The sequence below is a fragment of the Parasphingomonas halimpatiens genome, assembly GCF_036663795.1.
GTDB lineage: Bacteria > Pseudomonadota > Alphaproteobacteria > Sphingomonadales > Sphingomonadaceae > Sphingomonas.
Map to the genome: position 1 here is coordinate 59,040 of NZ_JAXOJP010000006.1, position 16,250 is coordinate 75,289.

Genomic DNA, 16,250 nt, shown 5'->3' on the forward strand with positions numbered 1-16,250 from the left:
GGGGGCCGGCATGGACGCAGATGAGCCGATCGGGGCGCCGCATGACGAGCGGCGGCGCGACCCCAACAGCATCGGCTATTTGTTCTCGCGGTTGATCGACGACGCCGAACGCTTCGTGCGCGCGGAGATCAACCTCTACCGCGCCGAAGCCTTTGCCCGCATCAACGAGGCCAAGTTGGCGTTGCTGCTCGGCGTGACGGCGTTTCTGCTGGCGCAGGCGGCGCTGATCGCGCTGCTGGTCGGGTTGTTGTTGATCGCGCGGCGGCTGATGGGGCCGACCTTGGCGACTCTGACGGTGGTGGGCGGCGCGCTGATCGTCGCCGGGCTGATGGTCGCGGTGGCGGTCGCGAAGATCAAGCAGATCACCCGGATCAAGGACGGGCCGGCATGAACAAGCCCGACGCCAGCCTTGCCATCGCCGCACAGCGTTCGGCCCGCGCCCGGCAGCGCCTGGCCGGCACGCTGGTCGAGATCCAGGCACGGCTCAACCCCAAGGCGCTGGCGCGCGAGGCAGCGCAAGATCTACGCGAAGCAGGCGAGGAACTGGCGCGCGAGGGGCTCGAATCGATCAAGCGGCATCCGCTGCCCGTGGCCGGCGTGTTGGCCGCGATCGGCCTGTTCTTCGCGCGACGCCCGGTGCGTGCGCTGCTCGCCAAGCTGCCGGACGAAACGCCGGCCCGTGAAACTCCAGCGACACCCCCGCGTTTGCCCCCCAAGCCACGGACACGAGGAAAGTCACGATGAACGACATCAGCAACACCAAGTCTGCCGACAAGAACGTCGTGCGCGAGACGATGGAGACGACTTATCGCAGCGCGCGCGATGCGGCCGGTAAGGCGATCGAGACGACGCGCGACGCGACGCGCGATGCCGTCGCCCGCACCGCGAAGAGCGTCGAGGCCAATCCGCTGGCGATACTGGCCGGGGGGATCGCGGTCGGCATGCTGGCAGGCGCTTTCCTGCCGCACAGCGAGCAGGAGAAGAAACTGCTCGGCCCGGTCGGCAAACGCTTGACCGATACGGCGACGGGCGCGGCACTGGCCGCCAAGGAAGCCGGCAAGGCCGAGCTCGATGCGCTCGGCCTCAATCGCGAGGCGGCGCACGATCAGGTCGGCAAGATGATCGGCGGCGTGCTCAAGGCGCTGGCCAGCGCGGGCGCGGCGGCGGTGGACAGCAAGCCGAAGGCCTGACAGGAAGCGGGGGACGCGGGAAATTGCCGCCTCCCCTGCCCGCCCGCCTGGCCGGACGAGGGAAATCACGGCAACCCGCATTTCATATTTCGGAAGAATTTCCGCTACAGGTTCACGACGGGGAGGATGCTGGCTAAGGCAGCCTCGAATCCTTTCAGTGCGGAAACCACCATCATGAGCAAGCTCCATCTCGTCTTCGGCGGCAAGGTCACCGATCCGCAAACGCTCGACTTCAAGGAAGACACGATCGAGGTCGTGGGTATCTTCCCGACCTATGCGTTGGCCGAGAAAGCGTGGCGCGCCGCGGCGCAGCGCACGGTCGACGATGCCGAGATGAAGTTCGTCGTCGTGCACCTGCACCGGCTGCTCGAACCCGATATCGATCTCGCCAAGGGCTGAGGCGTCACGCCCCGCGATAATGCCATAGCAGGATCGGCTGGGCGAGCGCGAGGCCGGCAACGAAACCGGCGATCAACGCGCCGATCGTGACCGCCGCACCGACGGCGTGATCGGCAAGCCCGATCAGCAGCTGGATGCCGATCCACGCCGCCCCCAACCACAGGATCGCGACCAACCGCGCCGGAATCGGCCCCAGCGCGCGCGCACGACGACGGCCGAACAGCAGGGCATAGGCGCCGAGCATCGCCGAGACCGCGCCATTGGCGCCGATCAGCGGCCACGGGCTGGACGGATCCTGCAACCAATAGCCGGCGGCGGCGGCATAGGCACCGATCAGATAGAGCGCCGCCGTGCCGCGCCAGCCGAGCGTCCGCTCGAGTTCGTCGCCGCACACCACCAGGATCAACTGATTGAAGCCGAGATGCACGATACCGGCATGGACCAACGTCGCGCTGAGCGGCGTCAGCCACACCGGCAGCATGAGCGGCGCGCCGGGCGGGGTGGCGCCGTGCGCGCCAACCATCGCGGGGATGAACCCGCCCCCGATTACCGCCTCGCCGACGATCGCGAACAGCATCAGCAGCAGCGACACCGTGCAGGTGATCGCCACGATCGTCAGCATCGCGGGCGTGTCACGCCACTGCGCAGCGATCCGGTCGCGGATCACCGGCCAGCCATTCTGCCTGGCGATTAGATGAACTCGATCTTCGAGACCACGTAGAAGCGGTCGCCGGCCGGGACCGACACCTCGATCTCGTCATCGACCTTGCGGCTGATCAGCGCGCGGCCGAGCGGCGAATTGTATGAGATGCGACCGCCCTTAGCGTCGGCTTCGGTCTGGCCGACGATCTGGTAGCGGATCGGCTTGTCGTCCTCGTCGAGCAACGTGACGGTCGCGCCAAACACGATCTTGTCGCCCGACAATTCCTTCGGGTCGATGATCTGGGCGCGGCTGAGCTTGTCCTCGATGTCGGAGATCGATGCCTCGATCTGACCCTGGCGCTCTTTCGCGGCATGATATTCGGCGTTTTCCGAAAGGTCGCCATGGGCGCGCGCTTCCTCGATCGCGTCGACGATCAATGGCCGCTCCGCTTTCAGGCGACGCAGATCCGCCGTGAGCTTGTCGTGCCCCTCAGCCAGCATCGGCATCTTGTCGACCGTCGCCATCACTCTAGTCCCTCGTAAAATCTCCGTCCCCAAGCGAACCCGAAGATCCGCCCGCACCAGTTTCTCTTCTTTCGGGGATTAATTGTGCGAGTGCGAATGATAGGATTGCAACGGCCGAACTTCAAGGTCTCGCGTCGATAGCGCGATGATCGCCTGTGCCGCCTCGACACTGGCGGCGGCGGTGGTGAAGTAAGGGATCTTCTGCGACAGCGCCGAACCGCGGATCGGCTGCGAGTCCTTGAGGCTTTGCCAGCCTTCGGTGGTGTTGAAGATCATGTCGATCCCACCATCCTTGATGCGGTCGACGATATGCGGGCGGCCCTGCGCGACCTTGTTGACACGCTCGACCGGCACGCCCTGTGCGGTGAGATAATCGGCGGTGCCGGCAGTCGCGACGATGGTGAAGCCGTGTTCTGCGAGCGCGCGCACGCCGGGCAGGATGACGGGCTTGTCGCCATCCTTGACGCTGACGAACAGCGCGCCGCTTTTCGGCAGGATGGTCCCTGCCCCGATCTGCGCCTTGCCGAAGGCGATGGCGAAATCCTTATCGATCCCCATCACTTCACCCGTGCTCTTCATTTCTGGTGAGAGCACCGGATCGACCCCGGGGAAGCGGTTGAACGGGAAGACCGCTTCCTTGACCGCGAAATAATCGATCGCGCGGTCGATCTTCGGCAAGTCGGCGAGCTTCTCGCCGGCCATCACGCGCGCGGCGATCTTGGCGATCGGTGCGCCGATCGCCTTGGCGACGAACGGCACCGTGCGGCTGGCGCGCGGGTTGACCTCGATCAGATAGACGAGCTCGTCCTTGACCGCGAACTGGATGTTCATCAGCCCGTTGACCGACAGCGCACGCGCCAGCACGTCGGTCTGGCGCTCGATCTCGGCGATGATCGCGGGCGACAGGCTGTAGGGCGGGATCGAGCAGGCGCTGTCGCCGCTGTGCACGCCGGCTTCCTCGATATGCTGGAGCACGCCGGCGACGACGACATCGGTGCCGTCGCTGATCGCATCGACATCGACCTCGATCGCGTCGCGCAGATACTGATCGATCAGCACGGGCGAGTCGCCCGAGACCTGCACCGCGGTCTGGATGTAATTGTCGAGCTGGGCCGGCCCATCGACGATTTCCATCGCGCGGCCGCCGAGCACGTAGCTCGGCCGCATCAGCACGGGGTAACCGATGCGCTCGGCAACCGCGATCGCCTCGTCGCGGCTGCGCGCGATGCCGTTGGCGGGCTGGCGCAGGCCGAGCCGGGTGATCAGCGCAGCGAAGCGCTCACGGTCTTCGGCAAGGTCGATCGCGTCGGGCGAGGTGCCGAGGATCGGGATGCCGGCCTGTTCGAGCGCATGGGCGAGGTTGAGCGGGGTCTGGCCGCCGAACTGGACGATCACGCCGACCAGCGTGCCGTTCTGCTGCTCGACATGCAGGATTTCGAGCACGTCCTCGGCGGTGAGCGGCTCGAAATAGAGCCGGTCCGACGTGTCATAGTCGGTCGACACCGTCTCGGGGTTGCAGTTGACCATGATCGTCTCGAACCCGACATCGGCGAGCGCGAAACAGGCGTGGCAGCAGCAATAATCGAACTCGATGCCTTGGCCGATGCGGTTGGGGCCGCCGCCGAGGATGACGATCTTGCGCCGTTCGGTCGGCAGCGACTCGCATTCGGGCTCGCCGAAGCTCGGCGCCTCATAGGTCGAGTACATGTACGGCGTCTTGGCGTCGAACTCGGCCGCGCAGGTGTCGATGCGCTTGAACACCGGGCGCACGCCGAGCTTGTGCCGGTGTGCGCGGACTTCATCCTCGGTGACGCCGCCGGTCATCGCGACGACGACGTCGTGGATCAGCCCCGAGCCGCGCGCGATGCTCCGCGACATGCCCTGCCGCAAATTGGCCGATTTGAGCGCGAGATAGGCGAGGCGCTTGTCGCTGAAACCCATGCTCTTGAGGCGCCGCATTCCGGCGGCGTCCTGCGGCAGGCCGTTGGCGCACACTTCTTCCTCGGCGGCGATGATCTCGGCGATGCGTTCGAGGAACCACGGATCATATTTGGCGATGGCGTGGACTTCGGCGACGGTGAAGCCCTCGCGCAGCGCTTGCGCGGCGACGAGCAACCGGTCGGGCGTGGCAATGGCGAGCGCGGCCTCGATCTCGTCGCGCGGCGCGCCGACGAGGCGATCGACCATGTTGAAGCCCGAGAGACCCGTCTCCAGCCCGCGCAGCGCCTTTTGCAGCGACTCGTGGATGTTGCGGCCGATCGCCATGACCTCGCCGACCGACTTCATCGCGGTCGACAGCACGGCCTCGGCGCCCTTGAACTTCTCGAAGGCGAAGCGCGGGATCTTGGTGACGACGTAATCGATCGTCGGCTCGAACGCAGCCGGGGTGGCGCCGGTGATGTCGTTGATGATCTCGTCGAGCGTGTAGCCGACCGCGAGCTTGGCGGCGACCTTGGCGATCGGGAAGCCGGTCGCCTTCGACGCGAGCGCCGAGGAACGCGAGACGCGCGGGTTCATCTCGATCACGACGAGCCGGCCATCCTTCGGATTCACCGCGAACTGCACGTTAGAACCGCCTGTTTCGACGCCGATTTCCCGGAGTACCGCGATCGATGCGTTGCGCATGATCTGATATTCCTTGTCGGTCAGCGTCAGCGCCGGGGCGACGGTGATCGAGTCGCCGGTATGGACGCCCATCGGATCGATATTCTCGATCGAGCAGATGATGATGGCATTGTCCGCGCGGTCGCGGACCACCTCCATCTCATATTCCTTCCAGCCGAGCAGCGATTCCTCGATCAGCACTTCGGTGGTCGGCGAGGCGTCGAGACCCTTGCGGACGATCTCGATGAATTCCTCGCGATTATAGGCGATGCCGCCGCCGGTGCCGCCGAGCGTGAAGCTGGGGCGGATGATCGACGGCAGGCCGGTGCGCGCCAGCCCTTCCAGCGCCTCCTCGACCGTATGGGCGATTGCCGAGCGGGCGGATTCGAGCCCGATGCGCGTCATCGCGTCCTTGAACTTGAGCCGGTCCTCGGCCTTGTCGATCGCCTCGGCATCGGCGCCGATCATCTGCACGCCATATTTCGCCAGCGTGCCGTCGTTGAACAGCGCCAGCGCGGTGTTGAGCGCGGTCTGCCCGCCCATCGTCGGCAGCACCGCATCGGGGCGCTCCTTCTCGATGATCTTCGCCACAACCTCGGGCGTGATCGGCTCGATATAGGTCGCGTCGGCGAGGTCGGGATCGGTCATGATCGTCGCCGGGTTCGAATTGACCAGCACGATGCGATAGCCCTCTTCCTTGAGGGCCTTGATCGCCTGCGTGCCCGAATAATCGAACTCGCACGCCTGGCCGATGACGATCGGGCCGGCGCCGATGACGAGGATCGAGGTGATGTCGGTGCGTTTGGGCATGTTAGTTCTTCTTGGCCCCGAATAATTTGCTCAACATTGATTGAGGCTTGGGTTGTGACGGAAGTTGGGTGGCTGGCGCATCAGCCCTGACGATGAAGGTTTCCCAGCCGTCATACGTCACGCCGTGCCGGTCAGCCATGCCGACCAGGATAGGCGTCAATTCACGAAAGGTCGCGAGATCGACCGACGTTTCGCACGTTAGAACAACGCTTTCCGGATCTTCGAGCCAATGATCGGCTGAAAAACCCCAAGGCCCGAGGTCAGTGACCAACTCACCGAGCTGACTCGTTGCACCATAGAACCAGAAATCGGTTTTCCTCGACGCGTGGCCATCATCGCCATGCCGCTCGAGATTGGTAATCACGCTCATGTCGCTATTGAGTTGATGTTCGATTGCGGTCGGCGTGATCAAATCGATCAGCGCTGCTCGATCTGCCGAACTGGAAGCACTCAACGAATATCCCGGGATGGTGAACCTCCGCAGGATCGGCTCGAACGCAACCGGCGATGCGTGCGCAATGACGATGCGGCGCTCCGCCTCCCCGGTCACGCTCGCCGCGTGAAGAGCACCCGCACCGAGCACATCCAATTCCTGAGCCAACTCTTCCTCGAAAGGATACAGGCTATCGCTATGTTGCGGCATGCCAACATCGTTCACGAGCGCCGCATCTGCCTTGCAGTGAACGATGGTCACGAAATTTTCGCTAACCGCTCGATCGACCAAAGGGTTACCGATCCGCCTGAGAACGACCAAGGGGCAACCGCTTAAGCCCAGTCGTTCGAAAAGCATCCAACTGTCATTGTCGCCAGCGACCGAATGATCGGTGGCCGACGTCACCGCAACTGACCTACAAACTTCTCGAACAGATACAGGCTGTCCTGCGGTCCCGGGCTGGCCTCGGGGTGATATTGCACGCTGAACGCCGGGCGATCGGTCAGTTCGAGCCCGGCATTGCTGCCGTCGAACAGCGAGACATGCGTTTCGCGCGCCGTCGCCGGCAGGCTGTCGCGTTCGACCGCGAAGCCGTGGTTCATGCTGGTGATCTCGACCGCGCCGTCACTCAGCCGCTTGACCGGGTGGTTAGCGCCGCGATGGCCCTGGAACATCTTGGTCGTGGTCGCGCCGACCGCGAGGCCGAGCAGCTGGTGTCCAAGGCAGATGCCGAACAGCGGCTTGCCGGTGGCGAGGAGCTGCTGGATCACCGGCACGGCATATTCGCCGGTCGCGGCGGGGTCACCCGGGCCGTTGGACAGGAAGATGCCGTCGGGCTTGAGCGCCATGACCTGATCGAAGGTCGCGTTGGCCGGGACAACCGAGACCTTGGCGCCGGCGGCGACGAGGTTGCGGAAGATGTTGCGCTTGGAGCCATAGTCGATGGCGACGACGTGGGGCTTGTCGCTCCCCTCCCGCTGGCGGGAGGGGTTGGGGGAGGGCTGTGCCTCAGACGCGACGTGGGAAGATGGGGTAGCCCCTCCCCCGGCCCCTCCCGCAAGCGGGAGGGGGGAAGAAGAGTCGTCATACCCAAAGCCCAGCCGCCATACGCCGCCGGCCCAGCCATAATGCGTCTCGGTGGACACCTCGATCGCGAGGTCCATGCCTTCGAGGCCGGGCCAGGCGCGCGCCTTGGCGAGCAAAGCGGGGATGTCGAAATCGCCGCTCGCCGAATGCGCGATGACGCCGTTGGGGGCGCCGCCGGCGCGGATGCGGCGGGTCAGGGCGCGGGTGTCGATGCCGGCGAGGCCGATGCGCGTATGGCGCTTCATCCAGGCGTCGAGTCGCTCGGTCGAGCGGAAGCTCGACGGGTCGGTGACGTCCTCGCGCACGATCATGCCGAGCGCGTGCGGACTGTCGGCCTCGACATCGTCGGGGTTGGCGCCGACATTGCCGATATGCGGGAAGGTGAAGGTGATGATCTGACCGGCGAAGCTCGGATCGGTCATGATCTCCTGATAACCGGTCATCGCGGTGTGGAAGCACACCTCGCCGACTGCATGGCCTTCGGCGCCGAAGCCACGGCCCCACACCACCTCACCGCTGGCAAGGACGAGAACGCCGGTGGCTCCATTCGGATCGTAGCCTGACATGATCAGGCGGTCCGATCCGAACAACGGAAAATCTGCACGGGATAGGGCTTGGCGTCGGCCATTGCGGGCGGGCACTCCGTCGGTTGGTTTCACGATGTCGCTAAGGCGCCGTCGCTAGAGACGCGGGGTGATTGCGTCAATCTGTTAAAGCCCGGCCCGGCGGTCTAGGGTTACGGATAACCGCAAAGGACCGGGAATGATTCGCGACGATATCAAGAACGCGCTCGTCAGCGCCATGAAGGGCGGCGACAAGGCGACCACCGCCGCGCTGCGCCTCGTACAGAGCACGATCAAGAACCGCGACATCGAGGCGCGCACCGGGAGCAGCCCGGCCGATGACGATACGTTGGTCATCGAGGTGCTGCAGAAAATGATCAAGCAGCGCCGCGAATCGGTCGAGATGTTCGTGAAGGGCGGGCGCCAGGAACTGGCCGATACCGAACTGGGCGAGATCGCGGTGATCGAGCGCTTCCTGCCGACGCAGATGGGCGAGGACGAGACGAAGGCGGCGATCGAGGCGATCAAGGCCGAACTCGGCGCATCGGGCATGAAGGACATGGGCCGGGTGATGGCCGAACTGAAGGCGCGCCACGCGCAGACGCTCGACATGAGCAAGGCGAGCGGGCTGGTGAAGGCGGCGCTGGCGTAGGATGGGTGAGCGCCCACTTCTTCCTCCCCTCCCGCCTGCGGGAGGGGATCGAGGGGTGGGCGACCGGTTTCGGCTTGGCCGACCGACGGAAAGGGCGCGCGACCTACGCAACGAGCCGACCGAAGCTGAAGCGCGCCTCTGGCTCCAGTTGAAAGGGTCTCAGCTAGGCGGCCTCAAATTCTCACGGCAGATGCCGATTGCCGGATATTTCGGCGATTTTGTTTGTCGCTCGGTTCGGCTCGTCGTGGAGCTGGACGGCAGTCAGCATGCCGAAGCGGCTGAATATGATGCAGCGCGAACGAGCGCTATCGAGGCGGCGGGTTACCGCGTTCTGCGGTTCTGGAATAATGATCTGACGACGAATATGGCCGGGGTGTTGGAGACAATCTTGAACGCAGCGAGCGCGGCTGCCGGGTGCCCACCCCCCAGCCCCCTCCCGCAAGCGGGAGGGGGAGCGGAAGCGACGCCGACCGCACCACCGGAGGGGAGTTCATGACCCTCACCCCGCAATTTCTCGACGAGCTCCGCTCGCGCACCCTGCTGTCGACGCTGATCGGCCGCACCACCAAGCTGCAAAAGGCCGGGCGGGAGTGGCGCGCCTGTTGTCCTTTCCACAACGAGAAGAGCCCGAGCTTCTACGTCAACGACGACAAGGCCTTCTACCATTGCCTGGCCGGCGAAACGATGGTGATCACGCGCGAGGGCACGCGGCGGATCGACAGCCTCGAAGGCACACGCACGACGGTCCTGTCGCGCAACGGACAGTGGATCGACTCGTCCTTCCGCTGTTACGGCACGCAGCGGCTGTGGAAGATCGACCTGACGCGAAACGGGTTAAAGAAATCGATCTGGGCCACTGATGGCCATCGCTGGTTCGTCAACGGCCGCGCGTCCGAGGTGGTGACGGCGGACCTCAAGAAAAATCACGCTCTGGAAAGTGCCCTGCCGCCGCGCCGGCACGACTGGCAGCTCGACCCGGAAGGTGTGCGCCATGGCATCATCTTCGGCGACGGCACGATGTACCAGGGCGTCTATGGCACGATCAATCTACACGGCGACAAGGATGCACAGCTGGCACCCTGGTTTCCCGACCAACAGCATCATCGACACGAGCGCGCGCCGGGCAAACATTATCTCCGCATTTACGGCGGTCGCGCATTCGAGGCGATGAAGCAGCTTCCCGACATGTCGATGCCGGATTCTTATCTGTTGGGTTTCATCGCCGGATATCTCGCCGCCGACGGGCACGTCGCCAAGGACGGCACCGTGATGCTCAATTCCGCCGATCCGGCGGCGCTCGACGCGGTGCGTGATATCGCGTTGAGGGTAGGCATCGCGACCTATGGCCGGACCACCCTGATGCGAAAGGGATTCGGTGCGGCGCCATCCGCCCTGCACCGGATACATTTCGTCTCGTCCACGCTGGACCGGGCGCTGTTTTTGCTCGCCGAAGCACGATCGCGCTTTAGCGGACACAGCAAAGCATTCGATCGGCTGCGCTGGGTGGTTTCCTCGGTCGAACAATCCGACCACATCGAACCTGTCTTCTGCGCTGAGGTGCCGGGCGAACATGCCTTTGCCCTGGAAGACAATATCCTGACCGGCAACTGCTTCGGCTGCGGTGCGCATGGCGACGCGATCCGCTGGATGACCGAGCAGCGCGGGCTGCCGTTCATCGATGCGGTGAAGGAGCTGGTCCAGGCGGCGGGCATGGAGATGCCGGCGCTCGATGCGCGCGCCGCCGAGAAGGCCGAGCGCGCCAAGGGGCTGCACGAGGTGTGCGCCGATGCCGCGACATGGTTCACCGAGCAGCTCAACGGGATCGCCGGCGCCGAGGCGCGCGCGGTGCTGGAGAAGCGCGGGATCAGGGCGGAAACGGCAAAGGCCTTCTCGCTCGGCTTTGCGCCGGATTCGCGCGGCAAGCTCAGGACCGCGCTGAAGGAATATGGCGACGCGCTGCTGGTCGAATCCGGCATGCTGATCAAGGTCGACGACAAGGAGCCGTATGACCGCTTCCGCGGCCGGCTGATGATCCCGATCCGCGACCCGCGCGGGCGCGTGATTGCGTTCGGCGGCCGCGTGATCGGGGACGGCGAGCCGAAATATCTCAACTCACCCGAGACGCCATTGTTCGACAAGGGGCGCAATCTCTACAATCTCGATCGCGCCGCACCGGCGAGCCGCAAGTCGGGTCGCCTGCTCGTCGTCGAAGGCTATATGGACGTGATCGCGCTGGCCCAGGCCGGGTTCGGCGAGGCCGTCGCGCCGCTCGGCACGGCGCTGACCGAGGCGCAGCTCGAGCGGCTGTGGCGTCTGGTCGACGTGCCGATCCTGTGCTTCGACGGCGATAGCGCGGGGCAAAAAGCATCGATCCGCGCGGCCCAGCGCGCGATGCCGATGCTCGCGCCGGGGCGCAGCCTGTCGTTCGTGACGCTGCCGGCGGGGCAGGACCCAGACGACCTGGTGCGCGCCAAGGGGCCCGGCGCGTTCGAGGCATTGCTCAAGGAACCCGAGTCGCTGGTCGCGCGGTTATGGGCGCATGAGGTGGCCGCCGAGCCGCTCGACACGCCGGAACAGAAGGCCGGATTGAAGCAGCGACTCGGCGAGCTCGCCGCGTCGATCGCCGATGCCAATGTCCGCCAGGAATATCTCGCCGACTTCCGCCGTCGCTTCGACGACCTCTACGCCAAGAAGCGCACGCCCTATGTCGAGCGCAAGGCGCAACGTGCCACGCAGAAGAACGGCCGCTGGCCCCCCCCTGCCCCGATCGGCGGCAATCACCCGGCCGCGCAGGGCATCCGCGCCGGCGGAATCGACCGGGTGCTTGCCAAGGCAGTGCTGGCAGGGCTGATCAACCATCCGACCGAAATCGCGCGACACATGGACGTGCTCGACCGGTTGAAACAGGCCGATGGCGCGCTCGGTCAGCTGTTCAAGGCGGTGGTAGATTTTGCGATCGAAGAACAGGCGCTTGATAGCGCGCGCCTCGTTACCATATTGGCCTCATCCGGATTCGATGATGTGACGGGCGATTTACTCCGTGCGGATCGGGCCACATTCGCGCCGAAAGGTGCGGATGAAGCCCGGGCTCGCGCCGATCTTGACGAGGCGATCCATATTCTGGTGTCGCGTCCCGAGATCGACGCCGAGCTGGCGGAAGCGACGGCCGCACTGATGAGAAACTACACGGATGAAGCGTTCGAGCGGCAGGTGTCGCTCGTGAAAGACAAACAGGCGCTGGACGCGCGACTTGCAAATCTGGTTCAGTCGGATGAAGACGCGCGAGCATTAGGTACCGAGGGCAGTTGATGGCGAAGATGGACGGTGGCGGTGGCGAAGACGGGGTCGAAGTGACCGACGCGCCGCTGATCGATTTGAACGACGCGTCGATCCGCAAGGTGATCACGCGCGCCAAGAAGCGCGGCTACATCACCTACGATCAGCTCAACGAGGCCTTGCCGCAAGGCGAGATGTCGTCGGACCAGATCGAGGACATGAGCGCCGCGCTCAGCGAGATGGGCATCAACATCGTCGAGAATGACGAAGCCGGCGAGGATGGCGACGACGCCGAGGCGCAGGAGGACGATGTCGAGGCGGTCGATTCGGCCGAGGAGAACGCCCCCGCGCTCGAAACCAAGAAAAAGGAAATCATCGACCGCACCGATGATCCGGTGCGGATGTATCTGCGCGAGATGGGCGCGGTCGAGTTGCTAAGCCGCGAGGGCGAAATCGCCATTGCGAAGCGCATCGAGGCCGGGCGCGACACGATGATTCTCGGCCTGTGCGAGAGCCCCATCACCTTCAACGCGATCATCGACTGGTCGACCGCGCTCAACGAGGGCACGATGCAGTTGCGCGAGATCCTCGATCTCGATGCGATGCTGTCGAAGGATCCGGCGCCGGAAAGCCTCACCGAAGATGGTGAGGAAGGCGATGGCGAGATCAGCGAGAAGAATGCCGGCCCGTCCTTCAAGGAAGAGGAAGAGCCCGAAGAGGTCGCCGCGGTCGACGAGGACGAAGAGTCGATGACCGAGCGGCGCACGCCGCGCCCGTCGGACGACGAGGAAGAGGACAATACCCTCAGCCTCGCGCAGATGGAGGAGCAGCTCAAGCCGCTCGCGCTCGAGCGCTTTGCCAACATCACCTCGATCTACAAGAAATTCTCCAAGATGCAGGCCAGCCGCCTGGATCAGATGGGCGCTGGCGGCGAGCTGACGGCGGCGGACGAGCGCAAATATCAGAAGCTGCGCGAAGAGCTGACGGCCGAGGTCGAGAGCGTCCAGTTCCACAACGCCAAGATCGAATATCTCGTCGACCAGCTCTATGCCTTCAACCGGCGCCTGACGGCGCTGGGCGGGCAGATGTTGCGCCTCGCCGAGCGCCACAAGGTGCCGCGCAAGGATTTCCTCGATCGCTATATCGGGCATGAGCTCGACGAGAACTGGCTGCCGACGGTTGGCAGCCTCGACAAGAAATGGACCGCCTTCGTCACCAACGAGGCCGACGCGGTCGACCGGGTGCGTGTCGAGATCGCCGAGATCAGCCAGGCGACCGGTATGTCGCTCGGCGAATTCCGCCGCATCGTCAACATGGTACAAAAGGGCGAGCGCGAGGCACGGATCGCCAAGAAGGAGATGGTCGAGGCCAATCTCCGACTCGTGATCTCGATCGCCAAGAAATATACCAATCGCGGGCTGCAGTTCCTGGATCTCATCCAGGAGGGCAATATCGGCCTGATGAAGGCGGTCGATAAGTTCGAATATCGCCGCGGCTACAAATTCTCGACCTATGCGACGTGGTGGATCCGCCAGGCGATCACGCGTTCGATCGCCGACCAGGCGCGCACCATCCGTATTCCGGTGCATATGATCGAGACGATCAACAAGCTGGTGCGGACCAGCCGCCAGTTCCTCCACGAGCAGGGCCGCGAGCCGACGCCCGAGGAAATGGCCGAGCGGCTGAGCATGCCGCTCGAAAAGGTCCGCAAGGTGATGAAGATCGCCAAGGAGCCGATCTCCCTAGAAACGCCGATCGGCGACGAGGAGGATTCGCATCTCGGCGATTTCATCGAGGACAAGAATGCGGTGATCCCGGTCGATGCGGCGATCCAGGCCAATCTGAAGGAAACGGTCACCCGCGTCCTCGCCTCGCTGACGCCGCGCGAGGAGCGTGTGCTGCGCATGCGCTTCGGCATCGGCATGAACACCGACCACACGCTCGAGGAAGTCGGCCAGCAGTTCAGCGTGACGCGCGAGCGCATCCGTCAGATCGAGGCCAAGGCGCTGAGGAAGCTCAAGCATCCGAGCCGCAGCCGCAAGATGCGGTCGTTCCTCGACCAGTAAGCTGACCAACGATTACCGAAAAGGGCCGCGACGGGACACCGCCGCGGCCCTTTTTTCATGCGCTCAATGGTCGCTGCTATAGACCGCGACGCTCGGCGCGACGGCGTCGAGCCGCACCCACAAGGCGATCGCCAGCGCGAAGAGGACAAGCACGCCCGCCGTCACCAGCGCGGTGCGGCGCGAGACCGCCGGGATCAACGGCGCGGCCAGCACGGCGCCAATCGCCAACGGCACCGCCGCGACCATCGGCATGTTAGGCCCGACCGCCTCGATCAGTTGGAAACCGAGCGCGAGCATGTAACCGATAGCGAGCATCGCGGCGATCACACTCGCCACCGTTCCGGCGCGACTGCCCGCGAAGCGCCCGATCGCCACCGCGCCGCCCCCCAGCAACAGCGGCACGACGATCGGAAAGGCCGCGGTTGGCGCCGTCGCCTGCGCGAACAGCCCGAGTAGCAGCAACGGCGCCGCCATTCCGCTCGTCTGCCCGGCATTACCGGGCCGGACGGCGGCGATCAGGCCCCATATCGCGGCAGCGCCCGCAAGGCAGAGCAACAGCGCCTGAACTTCGAGCCGGGGGATTGCGGCAAGGCGGTCATAGTAATTGACCTTGCCGTCGGCGCCCGAAACGAGGTTGCCGACGTAGAGCAGCACTCCTGCCCCTACGAGCAGAGCCAGCGTCATGCCCGAGCCGCGCGCCATGTCGCCGAGCCGCGCGCGACCGAACGCCGCCACGCCGTAACCGAGCGCGCCAATGGCGAGCAGCACCCAGCCGACCCACACCGCATAGCTGATCAGCATCAGGCCGAACGCGTCGAAAAAGACGCGATCGGGCGCCTTGCCGGGGAGCGTCGGCGCGGCGAGCAACGCGCGGGTGAGATCGAGCACCTGCCGCCCCATATCCTGCAACGCCCCCTGATCGAGCGCGTCAGGCGTCGCGAGCGGCGAATGGTACAGCGCGGGTCGGCCGATAAAGGCGAAGTTGAAGCCTGGGTAACCGAGCTTCTTGGCGACTGTGTAGTCGGTCGAATTGGGCAGTTTCTTGTAGATGAAGACGCTGAGCGATGTGGTCACCGGGCGATGCACCGCCTGTGCGAACAACCGCATCATCGCGCCATTGTCGCTGCCTGTTTCGAACATCGAGGCACGGCCGCCGCCGCCGCGCGTCTCCATATTGACGATCACGCCAACATGAGCGCGACGTGGATCATTGGCGAAGAAGGCCCTGGCGCCTTGGAGGCCGAGTTCCTCGCCATCGCTGAACAGCACGATCAGGTCGCGACGCCGTGGACCGGCCGCCTTGATCAGCCGGATCGTTTCGAGTGCCGCCGCGACACCGGCGCCATCGTCCGCCGCGCCAGGCGAACCCCAGACGCTGTCATGATGCGCCATCAGCAGGACGGCAGGCAGCGTGCGATCCTGCCCGGGAAGGACAGCAACGACATTGACCAGTGGCGGCGGCGGCGCGGGATGGCCACGCCAGGCCGCGAGGCGCTGCGCGGCCGCCGTGCTCATGGTACCGGTCGGCATGGACACTTCCAGCCCCATCGCTTGCAAACGCGCACCGAGATAAGCGCGAACCGCGGCGTCTTCCGCGCTTCCCGTGGGATGCGGCGCCCGGGCGATCACCGCTATGTCTGCCATCGCACGCGTGGCCGAAAATTGCGGTGCGGACGCAGCCAATGTTGGCGGCGTGGGCGGAGTCGTCGCCATGATCGCAAGGACAATCGCTCCGACCGTCGCCGCCAGAATTGCCCACCATTTCGTCATCATGCCCCACTCCCCTGTGGGCCGATGCTATGGGATGCCGGGACAACCGACAAGCGCCGCGCGTATCTCCCGCGCGACCAAAAACCCCGGCGAAAGGGGCCAGCCGTTCGCCGGGGTTCCGATGGGACACCGCACCGATGGAAGGCGACGGGTGCAGCACCGTGATAGCAGCACCGTTGTTAGGATTATGCCAATGATGGCGCCAAAGTGGCAGTAATCGCGCCATTACCTGCC

The 16,250-nt window shown here is 65.0% G+C and carries 14 protein-coding genes; 8 read left to right on the top strand and 6 right to left on the bottom strand.

Annotated elements, in window-relative coordinates:
- Nucleotides 1-10: 10 nt before the first annotated feature.
- The 4 genes from U1839_RS08400 to U1839_RS08415 all read left to right on the top strand — a co-directional run bounded on the left by U1839_RS08400 (nucleotide 11) and on the right by U1839_RS08415 (nucleotide 1,589).
- Nucleotides 11-391: a phage holin family protein gene (locus U1839_RS08400; RefSeq protein WP_332803214.1), complete on the top strand. Its 381-nt coding sequence runs from the start codon at nucleotides 11-13 to the stop codon at nucleotides 389-391.
- A complete protein-coding gene (locus U1839_RS08405) occupies nucleotides 388-744 on the top strand; it encodes a DUF3618 domain-containing protein (RefSeq protein ID WP_332803215.1) in 357 nt (118 codons plus the stop codon). The genes U1839_RS08400 and U1839_RS08405 overlap by 4 nt, the downstream gene beginning before the upstream one ends.
- On the top strand, nucleotides 741-1,190 hold the full coding sequence (locus tag U1839_RS08410) for a hypothetical protein (RefSeq protein WP_281127172.1): 450 nt from the start codon (nucleotides 741-743) through the stop codon (nucleotides 1,188-1,190). Before U1839_RS08405 ends, U1839_RS08410 begins: the two co-directional genes overlap by 4 nt.
- A gap of 174 nt (nucleotides 1,191-1,364) precedes the next feature.
- Nucleotides 1,365-1,589, top strand: coding sequence for a DUF4170 domain-containing protein (locus U1839_RS08415; RefSeq protein ID WP_281127173.1), 225 nt, complete (start codon nucleotides 1,365-1,367; stop codon nucleotides 1,587-1,589).
- Nucleotides 1,590-1,593: 4 nt separating this feature from the next.
- Here the strand turns inward: U1839_RS08415 and U1839_RS08420 are convergent, their stop codons facing one another.
- From U1839_RS08420 to carA, 5 genes are all read right to left on the bottom strand, one after another.
- Nucleotides 1,594-2,256, bottom strand: a complete 663-nt coding sequence (locus U1839_RS08420) for a rhomboid family intramembrane serine protease (protein ID WP_332803216.1) — start codon at nucleotides 2,254-2,256, stop codon at nucleotides 1,594-1,596.
- Between the two features lie 23 nt (nucleotides 2,257-2,279).
- Nucleotides 2,280-2,756 (bottom strand): transcription elongation factor GreA, encoded by a 477-nt coding sequence (gene greA, locus U1839_RS08425; RefSeq protein WP_281127175.1) that lies wholly within the window; start codon nucleotides 2,754-2,756, stop codon nucleotides 2,280-2,282.
- A gap of 78 nt (nucleotides 2,757-2,834) precedes the next feature.
- Nucleotides 2,835-6,170, bottom strand: a complete 3,336-nt coding sequence (gene carB, locus U1839_RS08430; RefSeq protein WP_332803217.1) for a carbamoyl-phosphate synthase large subunit — start codon at nucleotides 6,168-6,170, stop codon at nucleotides 2,835-2,837.
- Nucleotide 6,171: 1 nt separating this feature from the next.
- The gene (locus U1839_RS08435; RefSeq protein ID WP_332803218.1) at nucleotides 6,172-7,008 is read right to left on the bottom strand and encodes a ribonuclease E inhibitor RraB; all 837 of its coding nucleotides are present in this window, start codon (nucleotides 7,006-7,008) and stop codon (nucleotides 6,172-6,174) included.
- Nucleotides 7,005-8,255, bottom strand: a complete 1,251-nt coding sequence (carA, locus tag U1839_RS08440; RefSeq protein WP_332803219.1) for a glutamine-hydrolyzing carbamoyl-phosphate synthase small subunit — start codon at nucleotides 8,253-8,255, stop codon at nucleotides 7,005-7,007. Before carA ends, U1839_RS08435 begins: the two co-directional genes overlap by 4 nt.
- A gap of 196 nt (nucleotides 8,256-8,451) precedes the next feature.
- Between carA and U1839_RS08445 the strand changes: the two genes are divergently transcribed.
- Genes U1839_RS08445 through rpoD form a run of 4 tightly spaced genes read left to right on the top strand, consistent with a single transcriptional unit; the run spans nucleotide 8,452 to nucleotide 14,246 of the window.
- Nucleotides 8,452-8,904, top strand: a complete 453-nt coding sequence (locus U1839_RS08445; RefSeq protein WP_332803220.1) for a GatB/YqeY domain-containing protein — start codon at nucleotides 8,452-8,454, stop codon at nucleotides 8,902-8,904.
- Nucleotide 8,905: 1 nt separating this feature from the next.
- Nucleotides 8,906-9,400: an endonuclease domain-containing protein gene (locus U1839_RS08450; protein WP_332803221.1), complete on the top strand. Its 495-nt coding sequence runs from the start codon at nucleotides 8,906-8,908 to the stop codon at nucleotides 9,398-9,400.
- Entirely contained in the window at nucleotides 9,397-12,213 is a 2,817-nt protein-coding gene (gene dnaG, locus U1839_RS08455) for a DNA primase (protein WP_332803222.1), read from the top strand. Before U1839_RS08450 ends, dnaG begins: the two co-directional genes overlap by 4 nt.
- Entirely contained in the window at nucleotides 12,213-14,246 is a 2,034-nt protein-coding gene (gene rpoD / locus U1839_RS08460; RefSeq protein ID WP_332803223.1) for an RNA polymerase sigma factor RpoD, read from the top strand. The genes dnaG and rpoD overlap by 1 nt, the downstream gene beginning before the upstream one ends.
- A 63-nt stretch (nucleotides 14,247-14,309) precedes the next feature.
- Here rpoD and U1839_RS08465 read toward each other — a convergent pair whose 3' ends face one another.
- On the bottom strand, nucleotides 14,310-15,776 hold the full coding sequence (locus U1839_RS08465; protein ID WP_332803224.1) for a M20/M25/M40 family metallo-hydrolase: 1,467 nt from the start codon (nucleotides 15,774-15,776) through the stop codon (nucleotides 14,310-14,312).
- Nucleotides 15,777-16,250: the final 474 nt, after the last annotated feature.

Bases quoted from the DNA above. Each gene is read 5' to 3' on its own strand.
- carB (WP_332803217.1), bottom strand. From the start codon at position 6,170: ATGCCCAAACGCACCGACATCACCTCGATCCTCGTCATCGGCGCCGGC.
- U1839_RS08400 (WP_332803214.1), top strand. From the start codon at position 11: ATGGACGCAGATGAGCCGATCGGGGCGCCGCATGACGAGCGGCGGCGC.
- dnaG (WP_332803222.1), top strand. From the start codon at position 9,397: ATGACCCTCACCCCGCAATTTCTCGACGAGCTCCGCTCGCGCACCCTG.
- U1839_RS08465 (WP_332803224.1), bottom strand. From the start codon at position 15,776: ATGCCGACCGGTACCATGAGCACGGCGGCCGCGCAGCGCCTCGCGGCC.
- rpoD (WP_332803223.1), top strand. From the start codon at position 12,213: ATGGCGAAGATGGACGGTGGCGGTGGCGAAGACGGGGTCGAAGTGACC.
- U1839_RS08450 (WP_332803221.1), top strand. From the start codon at position 8,906: ATGGGTGAGCGCCCACTTCTTCCTCCCCTCCCGCCTGCGGGAGGGGAT.
- carA (WP_332803219.1), bottom strand. From the start codon at position 8,255: ATGTCAGGCTACGATCCGAATGGAGCCACCGGCGTTCTCGTCCTTGCC.
- U1839_RS08415 (WP_281127173.1), top strand. From the start codon at position 1,365: ATGAGCAAGCTCCATCTCGTCTTCGGCGGCAAGGTCACCGATCCGCAA.
- U1839_RS08410 (WP_281127172.1), top strand. From the start codon at position 741: ATGAACGACATCAGCAACACCAAGTCTGCCGACAAGAACGTCGTGCGC.
- greA (WP_281127175.1), bottom strand. From the start codon at position 2,756: ATGGCGACGGTCGACAAGATGCCGATGCTGGCTGAGGGGCACGACAAG.
- U1839_RS08405 (WP_332803215.1), top strand. From the start codon at position 388: ATGAACAAGCCCGACGCCAGCCTTGCCATCGCCGCACAGCGTTCGGCC.
- U1839_RS08445 (WP_332803220.1), top strand. From the start codon at position 8,452: ATGATTCGCGACGATATCAAGAACGCGCTCGTCAGCGCCATGAAGGGC.